The organism is Nocardioides sp. NPDC051685 (genome assembly GCF_044453405.1).
In the GTDB taxonomy this organism is placed as follows: Bacteria; Actinomycetota; Actinomycetes; order Propionibacteriales; family Nocardioidaceae; genus Nocardioides.
On sequence record NZ_JBITCR010000002.1, the window covers coordinates 183,487 to 208,658 of the forward strand.

General features: G+C 68.9%; 25 protein-coding genes and 1 riboswitch. Of the genes, 2 read left to right on the forward strand and 23 right to left on the reverse strand.

Features of this window, described 5'->3' with window-relative positions; translation table 11 throughout:
• Window positions 1-16: 16 nt before the first annotated feature.
• Window positions 17-107, reverse strand: a riboswitch (glycine riboswitch).
• Between the two features lie 82 nt (window positions 108-189).
• Complete coding sequence (locus ACIA03_RS06000) at window positions 190-807, reverse strand: MerR family transcriptional regulator (RefSeq protein ID WP_396980255.1); 618 nt, start codon at window positions 805-807, stop codon at window positions 190-192.
• Window positions 808-959: 152 nt separating this feature from the next.
• Window positions 960-2,360 carry an MFS transporter gene (locus ACIA03_RS06005; RefSeq protein ID WP_396980257.1) on the reverse strand — a complete coding sequence of 467 codons (1,401 nt, stop codon included), beginning with the start codon at window positions 2,358-2,360 and terminating at the stop codon, window positions 960-962.
• Window positions 2,361-2,502: 142 nt separating this feature from the next.
• On the opposite strand from ACIA03_RS06005, the gene ACIA03_RS06010 reads away from it, so the two are divergent.
• The gene (locus tag ACIA03_RS06010) at window positions 2,503-3,339 is read left to right on the forward strand and encodes a helix-turn-helix transcriptional regulator (RefSeq protein WP_396980259.1); all 837 of its coding nucleotides are present in this window, start codon (window positions 2,503-2,505) and stop codon (window positions 3,337-3,339) included.
• A 6-nt stretch (window positions 3,340-3,345) separates the two neighbouring features.
• Here ACIA03_RS06010 and ACIA03_RS06015 read toward each other — a convergent pair whose 3' ends face one another.
• From ACIA03_RS06015 to ACIA03_RS06060, 10 genes are all read right to left on the reverse strand, one after another.
• A complete protein-coding gene (locus tag ACIA03_RS06015) occupies window positions 3,346-3,813 on the reverse strand; it encodes a bifunctional nuclease family protein (protein ID WP_040755456.1) in 468 nt (155 codons plus the stop codon).
• Window positions 3,814-3,855: 42 nt separating this feature from the next.
• Window positions 3,856-4,608, reverse strand: coding sequence for a MerR family transcriptional regulator (locus ACIA03_RS06020; protein ID WP_396980262.1), 753 nt, complete (start codon window positions 4,606-4,608; stop codon window positions 3,856-3,858).
• A 3-nt stretch (window positions 4,609-4,611) separates the two neighbouring features.
• Complete coding sequence (locus ACIA03_RS06025) at window positions 4,612-5,094, reverse strand: FHA domain-containing protein (protein WP_091042036.1); 483 nt, start codon at window positions 5,092-5,094, stop codon at window positions 4,612-4,614.
• Between the two features lie 113 nt (window positions 5,095-5,207).
• Window positions 5,208-5,594, reverse strand: coding sequence for a glycine cleavage system protein GcvH (gene gcvH / locus ACIA03_RS06030; RefSeq protein WP_378901631.1), 387 nt, complete (start codon window positions 5,592-5,594; stop codon window positions 5,208-5,210).
• A 93-nt stretch (window positions 5,595-5,687) separates the two neighbouring features.
• Window positions 5,688-6,998: a DUF881 domain-containing protein gene (locus tag ACIA03_RS06035; protein WP_396980264.1), complete on the reverse strand. Its 1,311-nt coding sequence runs from the start codon at window positions 6,996-6,998 to the stop codon at window positions 5,688-5,690.
• Window positions 6,999-7,017: 19 nt separating this feature from the next.
• Window positions 7,018-7,350 carry a small basic family protein gene (locus tag ACIA03_RS06040; RefSeq protein ID WP_396980266.1) on the reverse strand — a complete coding sequence of 111 codons (333 nt, stop codon included), beginning with the start codon at window positions 7,348-7,350 and terminating at the stop codon, window positions 7,018-7,020.
• Window positions 7,347-8,285, reverse strand: a complete 939-nt coding sequence (locus ACIA03_RS06045; protein ID WP_396980268.1) for a DUF881 domain-containing protein — start codon at window positions 8,283-8,285, stop codon at window positions 7,347-7,349. The genes ACIA03_RS06040 and ACIA03_RS06045 overlap by 4 nt, the downstream gene beginning before the upstream one ends.
• Window positions 8,278-8,970, reverse strand: a complete 693-nt coding sequence (locus ACIA03_RS06050) for a CDP-alcohol phosphatidyltransferase family protein (RefSeq protein ID WP_396980270.1) — start codon at window positions 8,968-8,970, stop codon at window positions 8,278-8,280. The genes ACIA03_RS06045 and ACIA03_RS06050 overlap by 8 nt, the downstream gene beginning before the upstream one ends.
• A gap of 49 nt (window positions 8,971-9,019) precedes the next feature.
• Window positions 9,020-10,078, reverse strand: coding sequence for a hemolysin family protein (locus tag ACIA03_RS06055; RefSeq protein ID WP_396980272.1), 1,059 nt, complete (start codon window positions 10,076-10,078; stop codon window positions 9,020-9,022).
• Window positions 10,078-11,466, reverse strand: coding sequence for a hemolysin family protein (locus ACIA03_RS06060; protein ID WP_396980273.1), 1,389 nt, complete (start codon window positions 11,464-11,466; stop codon window positions 10,078-10,080). Before ACIA03_RS06060 ends, ACIA03_RS06055 begins: the two co-directional genes overlap by 1 nt.
• Window positions 11,467-11,709: 243 nt before the next feature.
• Between ACIA03_RS06060 and ACIA03_RS06065 the strand changes: the two genes are divergently transcribed.
• Window positions 11,710-13,323, forward strand: coding sequence for a GMC oxidoreductase (locus ACIA03_RS06065; protein ID WP_396980274.1), 1,614 nt, complete (start codon window positions 11,710-11,712; stop codon window positions 13,321-13,323).
• 164 nt (window positions 13,324-13,487) lie between these two features.
• On the opposite strand, the gene ACIA03_RS06070 is transcribed toward ACIA03_RS06065, so the two are convergent.
• From ACIA03_RS06070 to ACIA03_RS06120, 11 genes are all read right to left on the reverse strand, one after another.
• Window positions 13,488-13,823, reverse strand: a complete 336-nt coding sequence (locus tag ACIA03_RS06070) for a DUF1048 domain-containing protein (protein WP_396980275.1) — start codon at window positions 13,821-13,823, stop codon at window positions 13,488-13,490.
• Window positions 13,824-14,185: 362 nt separating this feature from the next.
• Window positions 14,186-14,704, reverse strand: a complete 519-nt coding sequence (locus tag ACIA03_RS06075) for a hypothetical protein (RefSeq protein WP_396980276.1) — start codon at window positions 14,702-14,704, stop codon at window positions 14,186-14,188.
• A 43-nt stretch (window positions 14,705-14,747) separates the two neighbouring features.
• Entirely contained in the window at window positions 14,748-15,983 is a 1,236-nt protein-coding gene (locus ACIA03_RS06080; protein ID WP_396980277.1) for a helix-turn-helix domain-containing protein, read from the reverse strand.
• 594 nt (window positions 15,984-16,577) lie between these two features.
• Complete coding sequence (locus tag ACIA03_RS06085) at window positions 16,578-17,171, reverse strand: hypothetical protein (protein WP_396980278.1); 594 nt, start codon at window positions 17,169-17,171, stop codon at window positions 16,578-16,580.
• 237 nt (window positions 17,172-17,408) lie between these two features.
• Window positions 17,409-17,804: a hypothetical protein gene (locus ACIA03_RS06090; protein WP_396980279.1), complete on the reverse strand. Its 396-nt coding sequence runs from the start codon at window positions 17,802-17,804 to the stop codon at window positions 17,409-17,411.
• Between the two features lie 229 nt (window positions 17,805-18,033).
• Complete coding sequence (locus ACIA03_RS06095; RefSeq protein ID WP_396980280.1) at window positions 18,034-18,906, reverse strand: hypothetical protein; 873 nt, start codon at window positions 18,904-18,906, stop codon at window positions 18,034-18,036.
• A gap of 763 nt (window positions 18,907-19,669) precedes the next feature.
• Window positions 19,670-20,797: an AAA family ATPase gene (locus ACIA03_RS06100; RefSeq protein ID WP_396980282.1), complete on the reverse strand. Its 1,128-nt coding sequence runs from the start codon at window positions 20,795-20,797 to the stop codon at window positions 19,670-19,672.
• A 300-nt stretch (window positions 20,798-21,097) separates the two neighbouring features.
• On the reverse strand, window positions 21,098-21,310 hold the full coding sequence (locus ACIA03_RS06105) for a hypothetical protein (protein WP_396980284.1): 213 nt from the start codon (window positions 21,308-21,310) through the stop codon (window positions 21,098-21,100).
• Window positions 21,307-21,507, reverse strand: coding sequence for an excisionase family DNA-binding protein (locus ACIA03_RS06110; protein ID WP_396980286.1), 201 nt, complete (start codon window positions 21,505-21,507; stop codon window positions 21,307-21,309). Before ACIA03_RS06110 ends, ACIA03_RS06105 begins: the two co-directional genes overlap by 4 nt.
• Window positions 21,508-21,897: 390 nt before the next feature.
• Window positions 21,898-23,733, reverse strand: a complete 1,836-nt coding sequence (locus ACIA03_RS06115; RefSeq protein WP_396980288.1) for a recombinase family protein — start codon at window positions 23,731-23,733, stop codon at window positions 21,898-21,900.
• Window positions 23,730-24,869: a DUF222 domain-containing protein gene (locus ACIA03_RS06120; RefSeq protein ID WP_396980290.1), complete on the reverse strand. Its 1,140-nt coding sequence runs from the start codon at window positions 24,867-24,869 to the stop codon at window positions 23,730-23,732. The genes ACIA03_RS06115 and ACIA03_RS06120 overlap by 4 nt, the downstream gene beginning before the upstream one ends.
• Window positions 24,870-25,172 lie beyond the last annotated feature (303 nt).

Genomic DNA, 25,172 nt, shown 5'->3' on the forward strand with positions numbered 1-25,172 from the left:
GCAGCTTCAGAGTTGCCTGGTCCGCACAGTCGTGGGTGCCTGAGAGTTTCCGGGGAGGAATTGCCCCTTCGGCGCCCCAACGAGTGGGGCTCTCCCGTGCGGGATGGTCAGCACCACCAGCATAAACGACAGGGCCTCGTGGTCCCGCCTCTGCGGGACCACGAGGCCCTGTGTCGACTGAGTCCTACGTCACCCGGCGTTGCGGGCGGCGCGGCGGGCGGCCAGCTCGTCGGCGGCCGACGCGACCTGGTCGCCGTCGTCGGCCGTACGCTCGCTGGGCAGCTCGGAGAGGGTCCCCTCGATCTCGCGCCAGACGCCGCCGATGGCGATGCCGAAGACGCCCTGCCCACCCTGGAGCAGGTCGATGACCTCGTCGTTGCTGGTGCACTCGTAGACCGAGGCGCCGTCGCTCATCAGGGTGACGCGGGTCAGGTCGTCGGTGCCCCGCTCACGCAGGTGCTGCACGGCGGCACGAATCTGCTGGAGCGAGATACCGGCGTCCAGGAGTCGCTTGATCACCTTGAGGATCAGGATGTCGCGGAAGGAGTAGAGCCGCTGGGTGCCGGAGCCGGTGGCGCCGCGCACGCTCGGCTCGACAAGGCCGGTGCGCGCCCAGTAGTCGAGCTGGCGGTAGCTGATCCCGGCCGCGTTGCAGGCCGTCGGACCGCGGTAGCCGGTGTCGCTCGGCAGTGGCGAGACATCGTCGGTGAAGAGAAGGCCCTGCTCGTCAGCCTGCTCCGCCGCGCGTTGCGCGTCGTCGGCGCCGTGGCCGGGCTTCTGCTCGTGGTCGAACACGATGTCCTCCATCGTCTACTCCGTTGAGCGTAACTCCACTCGGGGAATGAACGGCTGCGGCGGGGGGACCACATCGTTGGAGTTACAACAGAGACAACTACAAGGTAAGCGCCGCAAGGTCCCTGGTCAAAGAACCCCCTCCGGCGTGTCGCTGGGCCTAACCCTCAAGCAGAGGCTGAGGCTTTGCGCGCCCCGCCGGTGGCGACCAGCGCCGTCAGCAGCAGCACGACGGCACCGACGAGGAGGCAGACCCGCATCCCGGGCAGGGTGAGGATGCCGGTCGCGCCGGCACCGAGACCCCCGAACACGGCGACCGCGATCGCGCCACCCGTCTGCCGAAAGGTGCTGAGCGCACCGGTGGCGACACCCACCCGGGCGGGCTCGACGGCGTCGATCAGGTCAGCGGTGACGAGGGTGATCGCCAGGGCTCCGCCGGTCGCGAACGGGACCAGGAGGACGAGGACCAGCCAGACCGGAGTGGTCGTCGCGAGCGGGAGCAGCACGAGCATCGCCACCCCCAGGATCAGTTGGCCCCCGACGATGAGCGGACGCCGGCCGACGACATGCGCCAGCCGCGGTGCCACGATGTTGGCGCAGGTGGTGAGGGCCGCCGGGATGACGAACATCAACCCGGCCTCCGCACCGGTCCAGCCCCGCACCTGCTGGTAGTAGAGGCCGAGCAGGAAGATGCCGCCGTAGAACCCGAAGTTGATGCCGAACCCGGAGACCAGGGCGACCGCCACCCTGCCGCGGGCCAGCAGGCCGAGCGGCAGCACCGGCGCCGCGGAGCGGCGCTCGACCACGACGAAGGCGACGGCTGCCGCAGCCGATGCCGCCGCTGCGAGCAGGGCGCCCGTGTGCCAGCCGGTGTGACCGGCCTCGATGACGGCGTACGTCAACGTGGACAGCGCGACCACGGCGAGCGCCTGGCCGGGGAGGTCGAGCGGTGCGCGGTGGCGCAGCTGCCCGATCCGCAGGCCGGCGAGCAGGGCCACGATCAGGATCCCGATCGGCACGTTGACCAGGAAGACCCAGCGCCAGCCGGCGTACTCGCTCAGCAGGCCACCGGCCACCGGCCCCAGCGCCATCGCCGCCGATCCCCCGATCGTCCACACCGCGATGGCCTGCGCGCGGGCCCGGGCGTCGTCGTAGGCCGCCCGGACCAGGGCGAGCGAGGCCGGCATCACCAGCGCCGCGGCGGCACCCTGGAACACCCGCGCCGCGATGAGCACCGGCATCACCGGGGCCGCCGCGCACGCCAGCGACGCAGCGGTGAACAGCACGACACCCAGCCCGTAGGCGCGCACCGGACCGATGCGGTCGGTCACCGCGCCCGCGGAGAGCATCAGCGCCGCGAACATCAACGTGTACGCGTCCACCACCCATTGCAGGCCGGCCATCCCTCCGCCGAGATCCCGGTGCAGATAGGGCAGGGCGATGTTCACCGCGGAGACGTCGACGGTGATCACGGTGAAGCCCAGCAACGCGGCCAGCAGCGCTCGAACGCTCCCCGCCGGCAGCGCAGCCAGGTGTCGTGTCGACGTCTCGTCGGCAAGTACGGTCATCGGGTTCCTCCTCAGGATCGTCCTGCCGAAGAGTCTGGCCGCGCGTCGCGCGATGAGGCAGACCGCGCGATGCCGAGGTGCCGCCAGGGGTGGGTATGACACGGCCCCTCACATCGCGGCGACGTACGGCACACTGGTGGGGATGAGCGAGATGGCTGCGACTGAGCTCGGGCGCTACCTGCGGGCCCGCCGCGCACGGGTGACCCCCGAAGAGGCAGGTCTGCCCGCAGGCACGGGAGTGCGGCGTACCCCGGGGCTCCGGCGTGAGGAGCTGGCTGCCCTCGCGGGCGTGTCGGTCGACTACTACACCCGGCTGGAGCGCGGCCGCGAGACCAACCCGTCCACGGCGGTCCTGGACTCCCTGGCCCGTACGCTGCGCCTCACCGGCGACGCCCACCAGCGCCTGCACGAGCTCGCCGAGGTCGCCTCCGGACGCTTCAGCGAGCCGCGGGCGACGACCGACATGACCGTACGTCCCTCGGTGCTCGTCATGCTCGAGACCCTGCGGCCGCTGCCCGCCTTCGTGGTCAGCCGGCACAACGACATCCTCGCGACCAACCGGCCCGGACGGCGGCTCTACCCCGGCCTGTGGGACGGGCCCGGCGAGCACCGGAACCTGACCCGCTACCTCTTCCTCGACCCGGTCGGGCGACATCTGCTCGACCCGTGGCGCGAGACGGTGGCCAGCTCGGTGGCCAACCTGCGCGCCGTCGGCGGCACCGACGTCGACTCACCCCGTCTGGCCGCGCTGGTCGGCGAGCTGCTGCTCAAGTCGCCGGAGTTCGCCGAGATCTGGGAGCTCTATGACGTGTGCGAGCGCAGCGGCGGCACCAAGACGTTCGAGCATCCGCGAGTGGGCCGGATGACGCTCACCTACGAGGTCATGCAGCTCGCCCGCACCGGCGGTCAGCGCATGGTCGTCTACCAGGCCGAAGCCGACACGGTCGACGAGAAGGCGATGCTCGCACTCAGCGAGTGAACGTGCCTAGTGGGACTCGAAGTCCTCGGGCGTGATCTCGTCGAGGAACTCGCGGAACTTCTCGATCTCGTCCTCCTGCTCGGCCGGGACGGCGAGCCCCGCCTCGTCGAGGACCTCGTCGGCGACCACGATCTTGGTCCCCGTACGCAGCGCCAGCGCGATCGAGTCCGAGGGCCGTGCGCTCACCTCGACGCCCGAGGCGAAGACCAGGTTGGCGTAGAAGACGCGGTCGGTCACCGAGGTGATCTGCACCTCGGTGAGCTCGTTGCCGGTCGCCTCCACCACGTCCTTGAGCAGGTCGTGGGTCAACGGCCTCGGCGGCACCACACCCTGCTGGGCGAAGGCGATCGCGGTCGCCTCCACCGCACCGATCCAGATGGGCAGGTATCGCTCACCCGCCACCTCGCGCAACAGCACGATCGGCTGGTTGGAGGGCATCTCCACTCGGACTCCGAGCACATCGACCTCGCGCATGTCATCCACCCTACCCGTCTCCGGGGCACGACAGCAGCCCGGTCAGCGGGCGCGCAGCCCGGACTTCACCAATGTGGCGTGCAGACGGACCGCCAGAGACGCGATCTCGCTGCCGATCTCCTCGGCCCGGCCCTGCGCTCCGGCATTACCCGGGCGCCGCAGCGGCGCCACGATCTGCTCGATCAGACCGACCTCGCGGTCGGCTGCGGCCTTCATGCCGCGCAGGTGACGGGGCTCGATGCCGAACTCGGCAAGCTCCTTGGCCGTGCGCGCGATCGCGAGGGCGTCGGTGTCGTAGTGACCGCTGCGCAGCGGCACCACCAGCGCCATCTTCTCCAGCTCGGTCAGCAGCGCGTCGTCGACCTCGGCGATCTTCAGCAGCTCGCGTCGCGAGATCCGCATGTGGTCCGTACGCCGGAACGACTCCGCTCCCGGCGCGCCGTCGGGCGTCAGAGCGACCGTCGGGACGGTGGGCACGGTCGGCTCGATCGCCGGCGGCTCGAGGCCGCGGTCGATCGCGTCGAGATGCTCACCGATGACCTTCAGCGGCAGGTAGTGGTCACGCTGCATCCGCAGGATGTAGCGCAACCGCTCCACGTCGCGGCGGGAGAACTTGCGGTAGCCCGCGGGCGTACGCTCCGGCTTGATCAGTCCCTTGTCCTCGAGAAACCGGATCTTCGGGATGGTGACCGCGGGAAAGTCAGGACGCAACTGGTCCAGGACCTGCCCGATGTTGAGCCGCTCCCCCGAGTCGCTAGCCGGCCGTTGAGGGTCAGGCATCGCGGCGGCGGCCATCGGCTACGCCCCTTCGTGCCCGGCGTAGAAGACGAGCCGGAACTTCCCGACCTGGACCTCGTCGCCGTCCTTGAGGACGACCTTCTCGATGCGGTCGCGGTTGACGTAGGTGCCGTTGAGGCTGCCGACGTCGGAGACCTCGAAGGTGTCGCCGGTGCGCGCGAACTCCGCGTGGCGACGCGAGACGGTGACGTCATCGAGGAAGATGTCGCTGTCCGGGTGACGACCCGCGACCACGGTGTCCTGGTCGAGGAGGAAGCGGCTTCCGGCTCCGGGACCACGCTGCACGACGAGCATGCCGTTGCCTCGTGGCAGGGCCTCGACGGTGGCCGCCTCGATCGGGCTGAGCACCCGGTCGGAGGTGTCGGCGTCAGCCCCGAGCTGAATCGTCGAGGTCTGGTCGGTCCCGGTCAGGCTTACGCCACACTGCGAGCAGAACCGCGCTTCGTCGGGGTTCTGGCTGCCGCAAGCGGGGCACACGGACATTTTGTAGCTCCAGGTTCATCGAGGGCCGGCACACACCCTCAAGTCAACGTTGAGGGATGGTATTCGAAACCTATCAGGTCGGCCCAGGTGTTCGGTCGGGCTGCGCCCATTTCTTAGGCGTCGAGTGATGCCTCGTACGCCGCGGCGTCGAGGAGGCTCTCCAGCTCGGCGGGATCGGCCGGGGTGACCTCGAAGAGCCACCCGCCGCCGTAGGGGTCGTCGTTGACCAGCTCGGGCGTGGCGTCGAGCGAGCCGTTGACCGCCACGACCTCGCCGGAGATCGGCGCGTAGATGTCGCTGACCGACTTGGTCGACTCGAGCTCGCCGCAGCTCTCCCCCGCCTTGATCGTGTCACCGACCGCCGGCATCGAGACGTAGACGATGTCGCCGAGGGCGTCCTGGGCGTAGTTGGTGATCCCGATCCGTACGGAGCCCTCGGTCTCGCCAGGGTTGCGCAGCCACTCGTGCTCGCTGGTGTACTTCAGGTCCTCGGGGTACACGGGCATCTCCTCATCAGGCGTACTGGTCTGGCCGCGAAAGATCGTCCCGCGAACCTGTTGACGAAACCCTACTGCGACCCACCGACGAAAGGTTCAGCGGGACACGGTGTGGATCGACTCGATGTCGATCTTCTCCTCCGACTCCACCTTGACCTCCGCGCCCTGCTGCTCGAGCTGGTCCTGCGGCCCCTGGTAGAAGTCGATCGCACCGGCCAGCGTGTCGGGCGGCCCGATCACCTTGAGACGGTAGGGCGGACTGATCAGCTCGCCGGCGACGTTGAGTCCGGGAGCGGGCTGGCTGACCTCGATCGAGGACGACGCGACCAGGCGTACGGCCTCCCCGTCGGCGCCCTCGATCTCCATCGCCTCGGCGCCGCTGGTGCGCAGCTCCTCGATCAGGTCGAGCAGAGCGGTCAGCCGCAGCGGGTCGGGGCCGGGGTCGATCTCGATCGTGACCCCCGGCCCGCTGACCGGCACGGTCCCGGCGATCACCCGGAGCGTGTCGACCTGCTCCTCGGCGCGCTGCAGCGCGGTCTGCTGCTGGAGGGTCTGGTCCTCGAGCTCGTCGCGGGTGTCCTCGAGCTCCTCGATCTGCTCCTGGGCCTTCTGCGTCGTACCGGCCAGGCCGGAGAGGATGTCGATCAGCTCCTGCTCACGCAGACCGGCGTACGTCGAGTCCTCGGTGTTCGTCTGGACCTGCACCACGGCCGCATAGCCGAGTACGCAGAGCAGGACCGCCACGGCCGCCTGGCCGCGCCGGAAGTGGGTGAGCGCGTCGAAGAGCCGTGCCCTGCCCACCAGCGGCGCCGGCTCCTCCTCGGCCTCGGCGACCTCGTCGGTCTCAGAGCCCTCTTCGGCCGCAACGGGCTTGTCGCTCTCAGCGGGCTCGTCTGACTCGGCAGGTTCGTCTGACTCCCCGGCCTCCTCGATCGCGTCGACCTCGTCGGCCGCGGGCTCCTCCGCCTCAGCCACCTCAGCAACCTCAGCCGGCGCGTCAGCATCGGACTCCGGACCGTCGGCGGGTTCCTCGCCCGGATCGGCATCCTCGACGTCAGCCAGTTCGTCGGTCGACTCGACAGGCCCGTCCTCCGCCTCCTCGGCGTCGTCCGGCTCCTCGGGCGTCTCCTCGGACCCGGCCGCGTCGTCCACAGGCTCCTCAGCCTCATCAGACGTCGCCTCATCAGCCTCGTCCGTGCCCGACAACTCGGCAGCCTCGGCCACCTCGGCAGACTCACCGGTCGAAGCCTGCTCGGCGGCCTGAGTACCTTCGTCCTCAGCTTCCGGGGTGTCGCCGTCGTCGGCCACGGTCTCGGTCGGCTCGGTCACCGCCTCCTCCACGGGCTCGGCGGGCTTCGTAGCCGGTGCCTTCTTGGCCGGGGTCCGCTTGGCCGCGGTGCGCTTCACCGGTGGCCTCCTCTTCCGGTCAGGCATGGAAGATGTGCCTCCGGATGGCTGCGACGTTGGTGAAGATGCGGATGCCGAGGACGACGATGACGCCCGTGGACAGCTGGCCGCCGACGCCGAGGCGGTCACCGAGGTAGACGATGCCGGCGGCGATGACGACGTTGCTGATGAACGAGACGACGAAGACCTTGTCGTCGAAGATGCCGTCCATGAACGCGCGCAGCGCGCCGAAGACGGCGTCCAGCGCGGCGACGACGGCGATCGGCAGGTAAGGCGCCAACCCGACGGGTACGTCAGGCTGGAAGAACAGTCCCAGCACGATGCCGATCACTAGGCCGATGACGGCGATCATTCTTCGCGGTCCCCTTCGCTGCTCTCTTGCTTGTCTTCGTCGGTGTTGTCAGTAGGCCTCGCAGAGCCCTTGGTGCCCTCGGAGTCCTTGTCGTCGGACTCGGTCCCGAGCTGGGTCAACTCCAGCAGATCAGGTGGCGCCGCGGGAAGGGTGAGCCGGTCGATGTTCTCGATCTCGAAGGGCATTCCGTAGTCCTGCGTCGTGGTGCGGATCATCGCACCGGAGACCGTCTCGGCGAAGCGTGCGGCCAGCGTACGCGTGTCGCCGATGGCCGAGACCTCATAGGGCGGCGAGAGCGAGACGTCGTTCATCCGGAGCGTGGCGCCGGAGGTGATCACGCCGCTGCGCGGGGTGACCCGCTGGCCGTCGACGGACACCGCGGTGGCGCCCGCCTCCCACAGCCCGTTGACGATCACGGCGAGATCGTAGTCGCGGACCGTGCCGCCCTCGTTGCCGTCGGCGGCGTTGTCGATCGTGATCCGGATCCCCGAGCCGGTCACCGGTGCGAACCCGGTCTCCTCCGCGGTCGAGACAGCGGTCGAGGACGCCGACTTGGCCCGCAGGCCGAGGGAGTTCAGCGACGCCTCGCTCCGCTGGTTGTCCTCCCGGAGCGAGGAGATCTGGCGGTGCAGGTCGGCGATCCGAGCCTGGCGCTGCTCGATGCGGTCGACCAGGACCTGTCTGCTGGTCTGGCGGATGTCCTCGGTGCGAGAGGTCTGCACCGCGGCCGTCGTGGCGAGCAGTGCGAAGAGGCCCACGATCACCATCGCCCGCAGTCCCGGCCGGCGCCGTCGTGTCGAGTCCTCCTCCGAGGGCTCCCGCCGCGCGGCGGCGGCCTTGTAGTCGGAGTCGATCGCCTGGTCGGTGATGCGGTCGAGCAGTGGCTTGGTGACGTAGGCGCGAAGGTCCTCGGAGCCGGGGATCTGGTCAGGCACGGGTGGCCCCGCCCTTCTCCAACGGCGGCGTGGTGGCCATCAGACGACGCACCTCCTGGGCGTAGAGCACCAGGCTCCACCACAGCAGCAGGATCCCCCACAGCGCGAACGCCCAGCCGAACGCCTGCGCCAGCTGGATCGGGAGGCTCGGCTCCAGGCCGAGGTCGAGGGTCTCGGGGATGTCATGGCTGAGATAGAGCAGCGGGAAGAAGGCCAGCATGAAGAAGGCGCCGACCTTGCCGAGCAGATGGACCGGCAGCGTACGCACCCCACGGCTGCGCAGCGCCGGGATCATCGCCAGCAGACCCGCGAGCCGCAGCGGCACCAGCAGCGCGATCGGCCACGGAACCACGTCGATCTGCCAGAGCGCGAACGTTCCGGCCAGGACGAAGACGGTGTTGGCCGCCACGTCGAGCACCTCGCCCGAACGGCGGCGGCCGAGCTGCTTGCGGTTCAGCCAGCTGTCGAGCAGGTCGGTGACCACCGCGAGACCGAACGCGGCCAGCGCGATGGTGTCGTCCTTGGCGATCACCACCGCCCACAGCATCACCGGCGCGTAGACGAGCCGCAGGATGCTGAGCAGCTTGCCGAGCGCGGGCTGGTTGCGGTCGGCCGAGCCCTGCGGTCGCTGCCGCGAGCCCCGGCCATGTTGCAGGCGGGGATCACCGGATCGACGGTTGGGCATCTGCGGGCTCTCCTCTGTCACCAGACGCGGCACGGACAAACCCTAGTGGTTACTCGGTAGTCGTCGAGTCATCGGCATGGGCGGCGTCGCGGATCTCGCCGACCAGCTCCTCGATGACGTCCTCCAGCGTGGCCAGCCCGATGGTGCTGCCGTCCTCGCGGACGACGCGTGCCAGGTGGGCGCCGCGGCGCTGGAGGGTCTCCAGCGTCTCGTGGAGCGCGTCGTCGGGGGTGACCGTCGCGAAGGGCCGGATCCACTTGTTCTGGACCGGCTGCCGGCGGCGTACGTCATCGGGCTCGAGCACGTCCTTGATGTGCAGGTAGCCGACCAGATCGCCGCCGTCGTCGGCGACCGGGAACCGGCTGTAGCCGGTCGTGGCGCACACCGCCTCGATGTCGGCGCCCGAGGCGCCGCGCGGCACGATCGTCCAGTCGGCGATCGGGATGGTGACCTTGGCGACCGTCTTCTCGGTGAAGCCGAGCGCGCCGGCCAGGCGGCCGTACTCGTCCTCCTCCAGGAGCCCTTCGCCGCGGGACTCCTCGACCATCGCGGCCACCTCGGCGCGGGTGAAGGCGGAGCTCACCTCGTCCTTGGGCTCGATGCCGAGCGCCCGGACGCAGACGTTGGCGACGTAGTTGAAGCCGACGATGATCGGGCGCAGCACGTAGACGATCGCGTAGATGGCCGGGCCGAGGACCAGGGCCGCCTTGTCGGGTCCGGCCAGCGCGATGTTCTTCGGCACCATCTCGCCGACCACGACGTGCAGATAGGTGACGACGAGCATCGCGATCACGAACGCGACCGGGTGGTGGAACCCTTCGGGGAGACCGATCAGGTCGAAGCCGGGCTCGAGCAGGTGGGCGAGCGCCGGCTCGGTGATCGCCAGCAGCAGCACCGAGCAGACGGTGATGCCCAGCTGGGCGCCGGCCATCATCAGGCTGATGTTCTCCATCGCCCGCAGCGTGATCCTGGCCATCTGCGAGCCGGCCTGGGCGGCGGGCTCGATCTGGCTGCGCCGGGCCGAGACCAGGGCGAACTCCGAACCCACGAAGAAGGCGTTGGCGAGCAGCAGCACCAGGCCGAGCAGGAGTCCCATCGTGGTCGACATCAGCCGATCACCTGCATCGAGATCCGGTCGATCCGGCGCCCGTCCATGATCTCCACGGTCAGCTTCACGTATCTCGCGTAGACGTCGTCGTCGTCGGAGTCGGGCGGCGGGTTGCCGGGCACGGTCAGCTCCGCGCTCGCGCCCGGCTCCGGGATGCGGCCCAGCAGGCTCAGCATCAGACCGGCGACGGTGTCGTAGTCCTCCCCCTCGGGCAGCGCGACACCGGTGATGTCCTCGACCTCGTCGGGGCGCAGCAGCCCCGACAGGGACCAGCCGCCGTCGCGGCGCAGCCGGGCCCGGGCGCTGAGCGGGTCGTGCTCGTCTGCGATATCGCCGACGATCTCCTCGATGACGTCCTCGAGGGTGACGATGCCGGCCTGGTCGCCGTACTCGTCGAGCACCACGGCCAGCTGGAACCCCTCGGCGCGCAGCAGTGCCATCAGCGGGTCCAGGCGCAGCGAGTCGGGCACGACCACCGGCGGCACCATCAGGTGCTTGACCTTCGCCGTGGGCCGCTCGTGCACCGGCAGCGCCACGGCGGCCTTGACGTGCACGGTGCCGACCACGGCCTCGTTGTCGTCGAGCACCGGGAAGCGGGAGTTGCCCGTACGCCGGGTGAGCTCGATCAGCGCCTCGGCGCGGTCGTTGTGGTCGAGGCTGTGGACACGTACGCGCGGGGTCATGATCTCCCCCGCGGTGCGGGTGCCGAACTCGACCGAGCGCTCCATCAGCTCGGCGGTGTCGGCGTCGAGGGTGCCCTCGTGGGCGCTGCGCTGGATCAGCGAGGAGAGCTCGGCCGAGCTGCGCGCCGAGCGCAGCTCCTCCTGGGGCTCCATGCCCAGGCGGCGCACGATCGCGTTGGCGGTGCCGTTGAGCACCTTGATCGGGCCGCGCATGAGCCGGGTGAAGGCCCGCATCGGGGCCTGCGTGACGCGTGCGGTCTCCAGGGGCAGGGCAAGTGCGAGGTTCTTGGGGACGAGCTCACCGAAGAGCATGGTCACGATCGTGGAGAGGATCAGCGCGATCGCGACCGCGATCGCCGCCACCGCACCCTCGGGCAGCCCGGTGGCGAGCAGCGGCGCGTCGATCAGCTCGGCGATCGCCGGCTCGGACATCCAGCCGATGCCGAGGTTGGTGACGGTGATGCCCACCTGCGCGCCGGAGAGGTTGCTGGAGAGCTCCTTCATGGCGCGCAGCACGCCCTGGGCGCCCTTGTCGCCCTGCTCGGCGGCCATCTCCACCTGGGCGTGGTCGACCGTGACCAGGGAGAACTCGGCCGCCACGAACACTCCACAGGCGGCGACCAGCAGCAGTGCCAGGAAGATGAACAGGATCTCGGTCATCACGCCGACCTCGATCGGCACGGCCTCGGATCGGACAGCGAGCATGGATATTGGCCGGGTTGCGGTCCGTCCATCGGGGTTCAGATCGTCCTTAGCTGTTGGAAGTGCGGTCAGCCTACATGGCTGCGGTTACGCCACCTGCGTTGCTGCGCGGCGGGCTCGGGGACGTGTCGCGTTCCGGACACAGTTGTCCAGAACGCGGCTGTGAACCTTGACACACCTCGCCCGTTCGTCAACTCTTACGCGGCAGTAGCCGACGATTCACGAGCCGAGGGAGTCCCCTTGACCATGTCCTCAGCCTCACGACGTACGTTTCTGGCCGGTGCTGCCGGCGCTGCCGGCGCTGCCGCGACCGGGCTGCTCGCCGGCCCTGCCACAGCCACCTCTCCCCGCCGGGTCTCCCTGGTGCGGGAAGAGCACCGGGCGGTCGTCATCGGGTCCGGGTTCGGCGGCGGGGTGGCCGCGCTGCGGCTGGCCGAGGCCGGCGTACCCGTCACCGTGCTCGAGCGCGGCCGCCGCTGGCCGACGGGCCCGGACGCGCAGACCTTTCCGACGATCCGTTCGCTCGACAAGCGGGTGCTGTTCCACACCACCACGCCCGAGGCCGTCAAGCCGCTGCAGAACCTGCTCGGCACTCCCCTGGACTTCGGTCCGTACGTCGGTCTGCTCGAGCCCGTCCTCGGTCAGAACATGCTCGCCATGTGCGCGGCCGGGGTCGGCGGCGGCTCGCTGGTCTACCAGGGCATGACGCTGCAGCCCTCCGCCGAGGTCTTCAACACCTGGTTCCCGAACGAGCTCGACTACGACCTGATGGACCGGGTCCACTACCCGCGTGTCGCCAGGATGCTGGGCGCCGCGACCGCACCCGACGAGCTGATCGCCTCGGACAACTACCGGGTCTCGCGTACGTTCGGCGAACGCGTACGCGCTGCTGGCTACGACCTGCGGAAGATCCCGATGCCGATCGACTGGTCCTACGCGCTCGCGGAGCTGCGCGGCGAGATGGCGCCGTCCTACACCAACGGCGACTGCGCGCTCGGCGTCAACAACGGCGGCAAGCACTCCGTCGACGTCACCTACATCAAGCAGGCCGAGGCCACCGGCCTGGTGCACGTCGCCACCCGTCACAACGTGACGTCGGTCGCCCGGGCCGCCGACGGCCGCTGGGAGGTGCACGTCGACCGCACGAACGACGTCGGCGACGTGGTCGAGCAGAAGATCCTGACCACCCGTGCGCTGGTGATGGCGGCCGGCTCGCTCAACACCAGCAAGCTGCTGGTCCGTGCCGCCGCGACGGGCACCATCCCGGACCTTCCCGAGCAGCTCGGCCAGGGTTGGGGCACCAACGGCGACCGGATCTACATGTGGCGCCCCTTCGACGAGGACCTCACCGGTACGCAGGGTGGGCCCGTCGTCTACCAGAGCCAGGAGTGGGCCGACCCGGCCACGGCCAACACCGTCATCCAGGCATCGCTGCCGCCTCTCCCCCTCGGCCTCGACCTGGGCGCCACGATGCTGGTCGGCTTCGGGGTCAGCGCGGACCGTGGCAGCTTCCGCTACAGCTCGCTGACCGACTCGGTGAGCCTGCGCTTCCCCTTCGGCGGCGACTCGGCCAGCTATCGCGTGATCAACGAGCGGGTCTCCCGGATCAGCGGCGGGATCGGCGCCCTGATCGACACCAACACCATCGTCAACAGCACCTGGCACCCGCTCGGCGGCGCCAACATGGGCACCGTGTGCGACCTCGAAGGCCGGGTGCAGGGCCAGGACGGCCTCTACGTCCTCGACGGCGCGCTCATCCCGGGGACGACCGGCGCCTGCAACCCGTCGATGACCATCGCCGCCGTCGCCGAGCGCGCGATGGACAACATCGTCGCCAACGACGTCGGGACGGTCATCTGACGGGTGCCGCCTGCAGCCGTTTCGGGCCCACCAGGATCTTGCAATGCAAAATTCTGCAGATTTTGCCGAAAGGGGGTGACAACCCCTTAGGTGATGCGGCAACATTGTTCTTGCCCCGCTGGTGACCCGAGACGCCAGCGGGGCTCTTACGTTTTCCCGCCACCTCATGCCAGCCTCTGGGCGACCTGGTTGAGGTTGGCCCGCAGCTTGGCGCGGTAGGCGTCGTGCTGCTCGGGCAGCCGGGCGTCGCAGAACGCGGCCAGGTCGGGTCCGGTGACCTCGAGGACGCTGCGCCCGGCGGCAGCCTCGGTCTCGAAGAGATCCAGAATGTCGCGCAGGATCTCGACGATGTCCATGCCGTCGCCGGTGGTGAAGCGCCACAGATAGTTCTTCATCTCGCCGTAGACGGTGCGGTAGTCGGCGGGGAGTTCGGCGGCGCGGGCTTCCGTGCGCTTCCAGTCCTTCTTGTCGCCGATGAGGCGGGTGAGGATGGTGGACATGGTGGTGCTCCTTCGTTTCGGTGCCTGTTGTCTGGTCCTCGGTTTGGGGCCGTGGAAGAAGCGTGCAGGCCTGACGTAGCGTCAAGGTCAAGCACCGATCCGAAGAACGTTCCTCGAGCCGGGGGCGTCAGGCCGCGTCGTGGTGCTCGAGGAGCAGGTTGCGCAGCCGGATCTCGCCTGGAGACATGGCTTGAGACATGGCTTGAGGCATGGCCGAGTGCATCGCTGCTGACTCGTCTGGTGGGTCTTGTGCCCAGGTGTCGGGTGGCGGGCTGGTGTAGGTGTGCCCGGTGGGTGTGATGGTGGTGATGCTGCCGTCGGGTCCGGGTCTGGCCTGCCACCCGATGGCCTCTTTGGCCTGATTACAAGTTGGGGGATTTGGTACCCCGCGGCCAGCCACGACGATCCGCCTTCCCGATAGCCTCCGTCGCCTCCGCCTGGAACTTGGCCAGGGCTGCCTCTCGTTTCCGAATGCACTCTGCGCTGTCGAGATCCACCCAGCCCGTGGCGGTTCGGAGCGCATCGGCCGTGTCGGCGATAGGCCACCCGAGAAACCTCATGCGCGCCGCTAGGAACCGAGCCTCCCGACCAGCCTCGGCCACCTCCCTCAACTGGCTGCGGCGTCGGGCCTCGAGGTCCTCGATCGAGTTCCCTGCCTCCTGCTCGATCTGCATCTCCCCGATCGTGTACTCCGACGCCTCGTGGGTACGCCATCCACGGTCGATGGCCTCCCAGAACTTCATGAGGACGTCTTCCACCTGGCGGCGACTCTCCATCGCGCGCTCGTGACGCGTATCGACGAACTTGGCGGCCAGGGCGGTCCCTGCGCCGATGAGAGCGCCGAGGAGACCGCTGCCCGCGCTGATCCATGCTGTGTCCACAACTCGCCATGATGGTCGAGATTCCGTGGCGATGGGGCGGGAACTAGGCAGTGACCCCAAGCCGGGTGGCCAGCGCCCGGGACTCTCGTTCGTTGAGGCGACCGCCATGCGTGACCAACTCGGAGGCCAGGGACCGCGCCAGCGGGTGGGACCGCATCGACTCCTCGCTGATGCCGGTGCCGGTGCGTAGCGCCCCGAGGCTGCCGAGCCAGTCCTGCTGCTGGGCGTAGGCCCGGGACAGTTCCAGCCACAGCCTGGCCCGTCGGTCCACCGAGGGGACCGCGTCGGGGTCCACCGCGCTCGCGACGTCCAATGCGCCGCCGGACTTGCGGAGGTCCACCTGGACGGACACGGCACTGATGTCGGTGTTGGCCACGCCGAACAGGGTCCAGGGGTGAGCCGACCCGGCGGGTAACGCGCGCGCCATGGTCATGGCCTGGTCGATCCCACGCAGTGCGTCACCCTCCCGACCGATCCGGGCGGCTGTGATCGCGCCGTGCAACTGGCAGGCACCCCACATGGCTTGGGCGTCCTCGTTGTCGTCCAGGTGGGGCTCCAGCAGGGCCACAGCGTCGGTGGCGAGCCGGTAGGCGTCGTCCTCACGACCCGTGGAGCGCCACACGTTCCCGATCACCCAGGAGGCCGAGGCTAGGGTCACCGGGTCGTCGGCGATCTCGGCAGCGGCCATGCACCGGTCAGCGGCGAGCCACAGCAGTGGGGCGTCGGCGACCCAGGCCAGGACCTGCTCGGACAGGGCGTAGGCACCGGACAGTGCGGCGGCAGCGTCCCGGCGCTCCTGTCCTTCCAGGGTCCGCAGGGCACGACGGCCGTCACGGATCAGTTCGGGGAGCATCGCCCCGGCGTCTGCACGTGGGGTGGTGGAGGTGTGCCACAGCCTCCAGGCCCGTTCGACCCGGGCGGCCAACTCGGTGGTGTCGACCGGCGTCGGGAGGGGCTGGAGGTCGACGCCTTCAATGGCCTCCCGGATGGCGGGGACGACGGGGTGTCCGGCTCGGCGACTGATGCCGACCAGCAACTGGTGTTCCCCGGTGATCTCGGTCAGGTCGCGTACGCCGAGGGCCTGGCCGATCTTGAGCAACATCTCCAGTCCCGGCGGGTGTTGGAGGCGACCTTTCTCGACGTCGCGCAGCCAGTCTTCGGACCGGCCGACGAGACCGGCGATGACGGCTCGGGTACGGCCGGTGCGGGTGCGGATGTTCTGGATGCGCTCGCCGATGGCGCGGGCGGCAAGTACGTCGGGGTTCGGTGAAGTCGGCATGGGCCTGGCCTTAGGCACGAGAGTGGGACCAATCCCAGGATAGGGGTCGGAGGTGATGGCCCACCACCACGTCAGGTGGGGAGATCACCCCCACCTGACGTGGTGGTTTGCGCCCACCTACGCCCACTGGTCGCACCGATCAGGGTTGAGATACGCCCCGCTGCCAGGGGGTTGGAACCACAAAGGGCCGTGGTCTCCGACGTACGCCGTGGCAGTGGGGCGATCCAACGACGCGACGGGATTCGAGGGCCAGGGATGGATGACGCAGAGGTCTGCACGACGTGCCACCTGCGGTGGGGTGGAATCGGCTCCCACCCACCATGCTTGAAACTGCCCAGCGACGAGCGTCGAGCCCTGGTGGCGGCAGCCTTGAACCGGTCGACGTCGGCCCCGGACGACCTGGAGCCGGAGTCGGCGTAGGGGGCTGGATCGGTCTTCACACGCATAGCCGATCTGCGGTCCTGGCAGCCCTGACAGGTCCACGACCTCCATCACGATCCCCACGGCCGTGCAGCCGTCCGCGCAGGTAGCCAGCGGGAACGGCAAACGACCCGGTCCCCCTCCTGGGGTCCCGGGTCGTTGTTCGTGCAGGTCTCAGGCCTTGGTCGTCGCCTTGGCCTTGACCTCGGCGGCACGGGTCTTGACGTAGGTGGACAGGTCGGCACCCTTGACCACGCGGACCTTCCGAGCCGACCCGTCGCGGGTGATCCACTCCGTGGGGAAGTAGTCCCGGCGGAACCAGTGGTTCATCGCGTTGGCCGACATGCCCATCAGGTCGGCGGCCTCCTGGACGGTGTACTCCTTCTTCGCGTTGATCCGGCCCTGCGGGGTGTACTCGACCCGCTTCGCGGGGGTCTTCTTGGTCTCCGGCTTGGCGTCGGTCTTGGTCACGGCGGTCTCCTTCTTGGCGGCCTTCGTGGTCTCGGCGGGGACGTACTCGGTGATCTCGGCGATCCCTAACTGGGTCAGGCCGGGGACCTTGTTGGCGTCGGCGTTCCCCTTCATGGCCAGGTCCTGGCGAGCGTGGAACCAGGCGTGGACCTTGCCGTCGGTGTCCTTGTAGAGGCTGGCCCAGTCGTACCCCCGGACGCTGGCCTTGAGGGTGACCTCGCCGTTGACCCGGAACCGGAACTTGCCGTTCTTGAGGGCTTCACGGGTGACGGTGGCGGTGGTGGTGTTCTCGGTCATGGTCTTTCTCTCCTTTGGGCAGGTCACCGGGTGTTTCCCGGCGTCTTTCCAAGCACGAGAATGCGTCACGCGCAGGCGCAGTCAAGGCGACGCCAGCAGCCAAGACGCGGGGCCGGATCACCCGCTAGTTGGCGACGTCGGGGGTTGGGTAGACCCGGCCGTCGTGATGGTCGTGACCAACCTGATGATGCTGGTCGCGGAGGTCGGTCTACGCGCGGGTGGTGCCACCCGCGCGTGTCACTGGTGACGGCGGTGTTCCCGCTCCCGCATCCGGCGCTCGAACTCAGACAGCCCCGTCTCCCGGTCCGGGGGTGGCGGGGGTTCCTGGTCCAGCAGGTCCCGCAGTTCCCCCTGGCGTCGACTGATCCTCAGCACCCGGTCCACGGCCTCCGGCTCACCGCGACGAGCTTTGGGCCAAAGCCCGGTCAGCATGGCGTCCAGTCGCAGCAGTTCGGTGTCGGCGGCTTCCCGCAGGTCCACGGTGGTCCGGGCACTGGCCAGGGCTCGCCGCACGGCTTTGAAGGCGGCTGGCTTGTGGGCCCATCCCATGGCCTTGGCGATGTCGGCGTAGGAGGCCCCGGCCAGGTGGAGCCGGAGGGCTTGGGCGTCTCGTTCTGGGTTCGGACGGGGCATGGGCTGAGTTCTCCAAGATGGGGGTTCCCCAGCAGGGGGGTATTAGCCCTATGCCAAGGGGTGGCTGCCGGAGGTGGGGGTGGGGGTCCTCCCCCTACCCCCTCACCGTGTCCGGCTGGTCCTGATCGTCGCCGTCCGGGTCCCTCCGGGGTGACGTGGTCTCACCAGGGAGCCGGTTGCCCCGACGGTGGTTACAGGTCCGGTGGCTAAGTCGACAGTTTGCCCGGGGTCAGCGTCCGCCGGGTCCGTGGATGGGCACGGCCATCGCGCCACCCGAGGCGATGTCACGGCGGAACGCCTCCTGAGCGGCGGCCCGCTGGTGTTCGGCCTCCTTGGTGAGGCGGGCCTTGCGCTCGTTGTACTCGGCGAAGGTGGCGAGGGCGAGCCGGTGACCGTGGGCGACGATGGTGCGGGCGTCGTGCCTGTCGACGCGGGGCCCGATGCCGCCTCGGGTCCTGGCCAGGTTGACGGTCTCGTTGAGCGCGTGGAGTTCGTCAAGGGTGAGGTCACAGACGTTGAGGAGTTCCTCGATGTGCCCGGGACGCCAGGTGGCGGCCCTGGTGTGCTGGGCGAGGACGGTCCAGGCTCGCCGGGCGAGGTCGGCCCGGACGAAAGCTTCCCGGGCGCGGGCGTGCTCGCGGTGGCCGTCTGGGCTGAGCCCGGAGACTCGGGTCTCGGTGGTGACGCCCCCGATGTGTCGACGCGCTTCGTCGATCACCTCTTGGGCTTCGGCGACGTCGTTACGGAGGGTGTCGATGATCCCGTCGGCGGCGTCGGTGACGGCGTCGTACTTGGCCTCCTCCTTGATCTTCTTGAGCCCGATCTCCAGCCCGTAGGTGGTGTCGCGGTTGCGGCTGAGGAGCGCCGCCACGCTCTTGTCCTTGGAAGGGTCCTGGCCTTCGCGATGGAGGTCGTACCAGCGCCGGGCGGCCTGCTCGGAGTCGGGGATCAGGTCGTTGGGGATCTGGGTGGCGGCGTCGATGGCATCGAGTTCGGCGGTGAGGTCGTCGGGCAGGTCGTGGCCGAGGTCACGGAGGGCCGAGGTCAGCACGTTGATGGTGGAGTTGAGGTTGGCGCTGAACGGGCTGGTGCTGCTGGTCATGGTGGTGCTCCTTGTCGTGGGGCTGGTGGGTGTGCGGTCTGGGTGTCGACCAGGGCGATGGGCGTTGAGGGTCAGACGGCGGAGTCCGATGGGGACGCCGGGCTCGGCTTGGGCCGCTTGGCTCGGGCCTGTCGGCAGCGCTCGCAGAGTGGGACGCGCGGCTTGGGGTTGGTGGTCCACATGGAGCGGTCGCAGTCGATGCAGACGAGCACGTACGGGGCCGGTGGTCCTGGTGGCGGCCCCGGTGTGCTGGCCGCTGGCTCCGGGCTGCCGGTCGGGATCGGAACGGACATGCCGCAGCCTCGACAGGTGAGGAGGTCGCCGTGGCGTCGGAGGCCAGAGGACCCCTGACACCCGGCACGGTGCGGGACCTCGAGTCGGCTGGTCACGCTGCACCCCCTGCGCTGTCCCTGAGGCCCCTGGTGGGTTCCCCGTGGACCTCGGGGACGCTGGAGGCCTGCTCGGGGCTCGCCGGGCCCGCTGGAGGGCCGGAGGGGTCGGGCCGGCGCCACCTGCACCACGGTCGGTGAGCGGGCACGATTCGGCGTCCGTCCCCTTTGCCGACGAGCCGGTAGGACTGGTGGCAATGACGGCACACCAGGAGGTGATCTGGTGCGTTGTCGAGGTCGTAATACGGGTCGTTCATAAACGTGACGCTCACGGCCGGTCCTCCTTAATTCCGGGTGGCGACTGGTGCCGCCTAGGTCTGGTGTTTGGTGAGTGGTGAGTGGTGCCCCTTATAAAGAGGGGGCACCACTCACCACTACTGGTGCCGGCACCGGTCGGCACCAGTGGCACCACTCGTGGTTGAGATGGTGTGGAGCCATGAATTCCGGGGTCCCTGGCCCCGTTCGACAACCCCCTGGCGGACCAGTGAATTCAGGGCGTCGGTCACCGACTTCTCGTTGCCTGGCACCCCAGCGCGTACGTCCCGTTGGGTACAGCCCGGGTGTTCGGTCACGTACGCGAGCACTCCGGCGGCGTAGGTCTGCGACTTCGTGGTGGTGGCCTCCGACGACAGTCGCAACGTGTCCGGGTCCATCGTCACGGTGACCTCGGGCATCGGGTCCCGGCCCCGGAATTTGTCGACCCGGAGGGTGCGGGTGTCGGTGTCCCGGTCCCGCTTGTAGATCAGGACGGCATCAGGTGCGTCGTGGAGTGCGGAGGACCCCCGGCCTCGGCCGTCCGTCCACCCGGCGTGAGCGGCCACGATCCACTCCTTGGCCCCGACCATAGACCGGGTGAACTCGTTGAGCATCGCGAACCAGGGGGTCACGTCGGAGGCCGAGTCTTGGGAGTCGCCGGTGAAGGCCCGGGCGAAGGTGTCGACCATGATGATCTCGACCTCCAGCAGGTCGAGGGCCTTGGCCAGGACTACGCGCTCGTTCACGTCCCGCAGCGGGTTGGGGACGTCGCGGAGGTTGAGGACCACTAGCCGAGCCAGGTCGACGCCAGCCGAGTCGCACCAGTCGATGAGTTCGGCGGCGTCCATCTCGTAGGACAGCAACGCTACGCGCCCGCCGACCTGTCGGACAGGCCGCTCACCGAGGAACGGGGTGCCCTCCAGGAGATCCCGGGCCAGGTTGGCGAGCATGGTGGTCTTCCCGGCCCCGGCCTGGGCGATGAGGACCGCCCCACCACGTCCAGGGAGCACCCCGGCGATCCGTGGCGGTGGCGGGTCTGGGAGGAGGTCGCGAAGCTTGTCGGCGGTGGTGACCTCGAACTTCAGGAGGGGCTCCCGCTGCTCCTCCTCCGGCGGTGAACCATGGGTTGCATCGGGACCACCACCATCGGCGAGGTGTGCGGGCTCCGGGCTGGGCTCGGTCGACCAGTCCTCCGGGTGGGTGGCTCCCAGGGCCGGGGCGGTGGTGTCAGTGGAATTGATCGTCACGAGGCCTCCTGTCGGCACACGCACACGAAGCGAGCGTTCCCCTGCTCGGGGCTGCCGACCCAGCAGGCCCGCTGACACCGACAGGTTCCCGGGTTGGGTCCGACGGGCGGCAGCCCCAAGCGGGCCCGGTACCGGTCGACAGCCGGGGTATCGAAGACACAGTCCTCGCCGTCCTGGTGGCCACAAACGCAGCCGATGCGCCGGGGCCGTGGACGGGTTAGGCTGGTGTCGATCTTCGAGGACGGGATCACGGGGGCCGCCTGGGCAGGGCGGCTCCTGCCGTCTCCGGGTGGCTTCTGGTCACGCGGCATCTGCGCCACCTCCGACTTTCAGGCCGAGGAGGTTGGCGAGGCGCTGGGCCTTCTCGTCGGTCAACGGCGGTGCGTTGACCAGGGTCCGGTCGACAGCGGCGAACCACTGGTCACGCTCGGCGTTGGCTTCGTGGGAGTCGTCACCGGGCTTGATCCGGGCAGTCAGCCGGGACCGCAGCCATGCGGCGGTGGTGGCCTTCATGATGCGTTGGCCTCCTCCACGACGAGCAGGTCGTCCAGGTCGGAGAACTTGATGCGCCGGTTGCCTCGCGGGCCGAGCCGGTAGACGGGGATGCGACCGCTCTCGACCAGCCGGACGATGGTTCTGCGGCTGGTGCCGAGGTAGACCGCTCCGGCGGAGAGGTCGCCGAACGCCGGTTCAACTGGGTGTCGTGCCATGATGGAACCGCCTTCCTGAGGGTTGGCAGCGGGGTGACCGGTCGAATGCTTGGCGGTGTTCCAGCCGGTCATCCCGCCACGTATTTGGTGGTGATGCGGAGTTCATTTGTCTTCACCTAATACGGCGACCCATGGGGTTTACAAGCAATATCGCGGGTGACTTGTATGGTCACCGATTAACTTGTTTGGCGGGGCCAACATTCACAGCGTTATCCACCGCGTCCAGGTGGTTATGCACCGAATTCGAGAACCAGTCCACAGATCAGGAATTCACCGGGTATCGGACTCCGGCGTCACCCTCGGTCCATCCCGGGAGCACCTCCAGGGACACCAGAGGCCCCGCCCACCAGCAGGTGAACGGGGCCTCGACCTCGGTGCGGTCGTACGGGGTCAGGAGGCGTTGACCCAGGACCCCCACATGATCTCAACCGACTGGTCGACCGGGGTGCCGCGCCTCCCCGTCGGACGGATCGTCACCTCATCCAGCAGTTCCCGCAGCACCGTGCGCACCGGGTCGCGGTCCTCGTCCTCCACCAGCGCATCCCAGGCGGCGGGCACGTTGCCGGAGGCCACCAGGGCAGCCACGGCCGGACGCGGAGCGATGACGACGGCCTTGCGCTTGGCCTCGGTCTGCTTGGCCCTCAGATCGGCCAGGATCGCGGCCAGGTCGGCCGGGTCGAAGTCGGTGGCGAGCCCCTGGTAGGACTTGATCTGTTCTCCCAGGCGGTCAACCTCCCGGGCCGCCAACTGCTCAGCGGCACCAGGACCGACGGTCGCCTTCGCGGCCAGCATCTCGGCGTGCTCGATCACGTAGACCCCCACGGCGTCGAGCACGTAGTTGTCGACGTCGGCACGACCCTTGCGGGTGTGGACGTACCGGGAGCATTGGTAGGTCGGCGACTTCACCTTCTCGCCGCTGGCACGGGTGTTGTGCTTGGTTCCGGCGACCATCGGAGCACCACACACCATCGGCTCGTAGGTGTGGGGCTGCTCGGCCTCCACCTGGGAGTCCGGGTCACCTCCACCATGGTGACGGCGGTCGGGCTCGTCCTTCGCGCAGGTCTCGCAGATGACCCGGCCGCACTTCGCGATCCCGGTCAAGAAGTTGTTCGCCGGACGGCCCGGGGTCTTCCGCTTCGCCGAGGCGTCCAGGACCGTCTGGACCTGTTGCCAGAGGTCGACGTCCACGATCCGGTGACCGCTGGCGCTCTCAGCCACGACCCGCCACTCACCGGGACGCTTCCCGACCTTCTTGGCCTCCTCCTCGGTGTAGCGGCCGTGAGCCACCAGCCCGGCATGTCTCGGGGACCGGAGCATGTAGAGCAGTGAGTCGGGGCGGAAGACGCCACCACCGACACCACGGGCACCCTGGGAGGCCAGCCACCGTCCGACGGTCCGCAACTCGCCCCCCTCGGCCACCATGTCGTAGGCCTTCGCCAGCAGCGGGCCCTCCACGGGGTGCGGGACGAGGCCCTGCCGGGACCCGATGAGCGGGAGTTCCCCGGGGGCGTGCCACGTCTTGTGCTCGCAGTCCTTGGACCTCTTCGCGGCCTTGCACGCCTTGCAGGGGCGGCCCTTGTGACGGCAACCCTCCCCGGCATCACAGGGTTCCCTCCAGGCCCAGGCGAACGGGCGGGTGCTGCTGGTCATGCGGCCTCCTTGCGCGCGGTGGCGTGCGTTGTCGCGGATGCGTTCGGCTTGGCGACGCGACGAGTGTTCGGCGACGGCTCCTTTGATCTGGGCCATCATGATCCCGGCCGCCGTCGTGAGGTCCACTTCGCCTTCGTGACGGGCGATGACGCGGGCGTACGGGACCAACTGCTTGGTGATCCGGGGCAGTTCGTCCAGCCGTCGGTAGAGGCGGTCGGAGTCGCGGACGATGACCCCGTCGAAGGCTCCGGCTTTGGCGTCTCGCAGCATCCGGTCGAAGTCCTCGCGGACCACGGTTTCCTTGTAGGCGGAGGTGTCATCGTCGATGTAGTGGCCGACGATGACAGCGTCGGGATAGTGGCGCTCGGCGTACAGGATCGAGTCGTCGCGCTGCTCCCCGACACCTTCGCCGTCCTCGGCGTGGGAGGTGTCGGAGATGCGGGAGTAGGTGACGAGCCGGGTGGGCTCGGTCATCGTGATCGTGTTGATGAGGTCACGGTTCGTCGCCATCAGGGCGGCGAGCCATTCCATGTCAGCCTGGACGGCTACTGGTCGTTCTTGGGTGGCGGTGTTCACACCTCAAGGGTACTAAACTCCCGATCTAGATTGCACCGCTCGCACAAGCCTTGGAGGTTCTGGGCGCTGGTTTCGCCGCCGTCGGCGTGACGTTCGATGTGGTCGATGTTGCGGATCGGGGCATCGCAGCCGAGGGTGCGGCAGATCCCGCCATCGCGGGTGGCGATGAACTCGGCCAGCCCGTCGGGGGCTTTGCGGGAGCGGGACTCCATCGCCACCAGTTGGCCAACCGGGTCGGTGAACAGACGTCGGACGAAGACCTCGGCGTCGGCCAGCGCTTCGCGGGCCCAGGCGGCGGGAACAGGGCCGTGGCCCTCGACCATGGCGGGCTGATCGTTGGTGTTGGCGAGGGAGTCGGCGGTCATCACGATCTTGACCTCGATCCGCGGCTTCACCCCCGCTTCGCGGCCGGTGACCCGGTCGACGAGGGTGTCGGCCATGACCTGACCACGAGTCCGCTCATCACCCGCAGCACGGGCCGCGTTCGCGGCCTGGTCCAGCGCCGCGTAGACGGCGACACCGTCCTTGACCGGGAGCAGCGCCCCGAGCCAGGTCATCGTGTCCGGGGCCGGCCGGAGGCTGACCCGGCGGTCCTTCTCCGCATTCGCGGCACGGGCGACCACGGATTCCTGATCCAGGGTGATCGCGAGTTTCTTGGCAGCGTTCTCGAGCTGCCGCAGTCCCATCGTCACCGCCTTCGCGGGCCGGCCGTTGGGGCCGGTGGCGCAGAGCTGGTCGTCGATGACACGGCGGTCCTCCAACGACAGGCAGGCGGTCTCCCGGGCGAGAATGGTGGCCTGCCACTGCGAAAACAGGCCGGCCTTCATCAACCTGAACGTGTGCGGCATCTCGGTGAGGAGGATCTTCGCCAACCCGAGCAGCTTCGCGCCCTTGGCCGGGGAGACCCGCCGCGCCAACGCGATCTGGGAGGCCACCCCTTCACCGAGCTTGCGGGCAGGCACCCCAGCGGCGGTCTGCCGGACGCGGGCGGCTTCCTCCAGACGTACCGCCGCTTGTGCCTGAACGGCCTCGGCGGTGCACTTGACTGCTTCGAGACGAGCGATCCAGTCGACCAGCTCATGCTCGGACACGCCCGATGGCAGCCCAGCGAGGAGGTGGTCGATGGTCTCGTTCATGCGCCTTATTATATGCGTTCGAACAACTTGGCGCGACCTATTTAGGCTGGTCAGATGACAGTTACGCAGTCCGCGAACCAGACACGTGCTGCTGCGCCACACCCTCGCCGCCGTCCCGATATAGGCGAAATCTTTCTCGATCGGGTGCCGGGTCAAGGATGGCCGAAGGCCACCGCGAAGCGGCGGGCGAAGCCCGTCCTTGACGCGGTGCGCGATCGAGAAACACTCAAAGAACGGGTCGGCGGCGAACCCCGACCCGAAAACACAGTCGCCAAACCGAGCTTTCCCCAACCCCAGAAACGA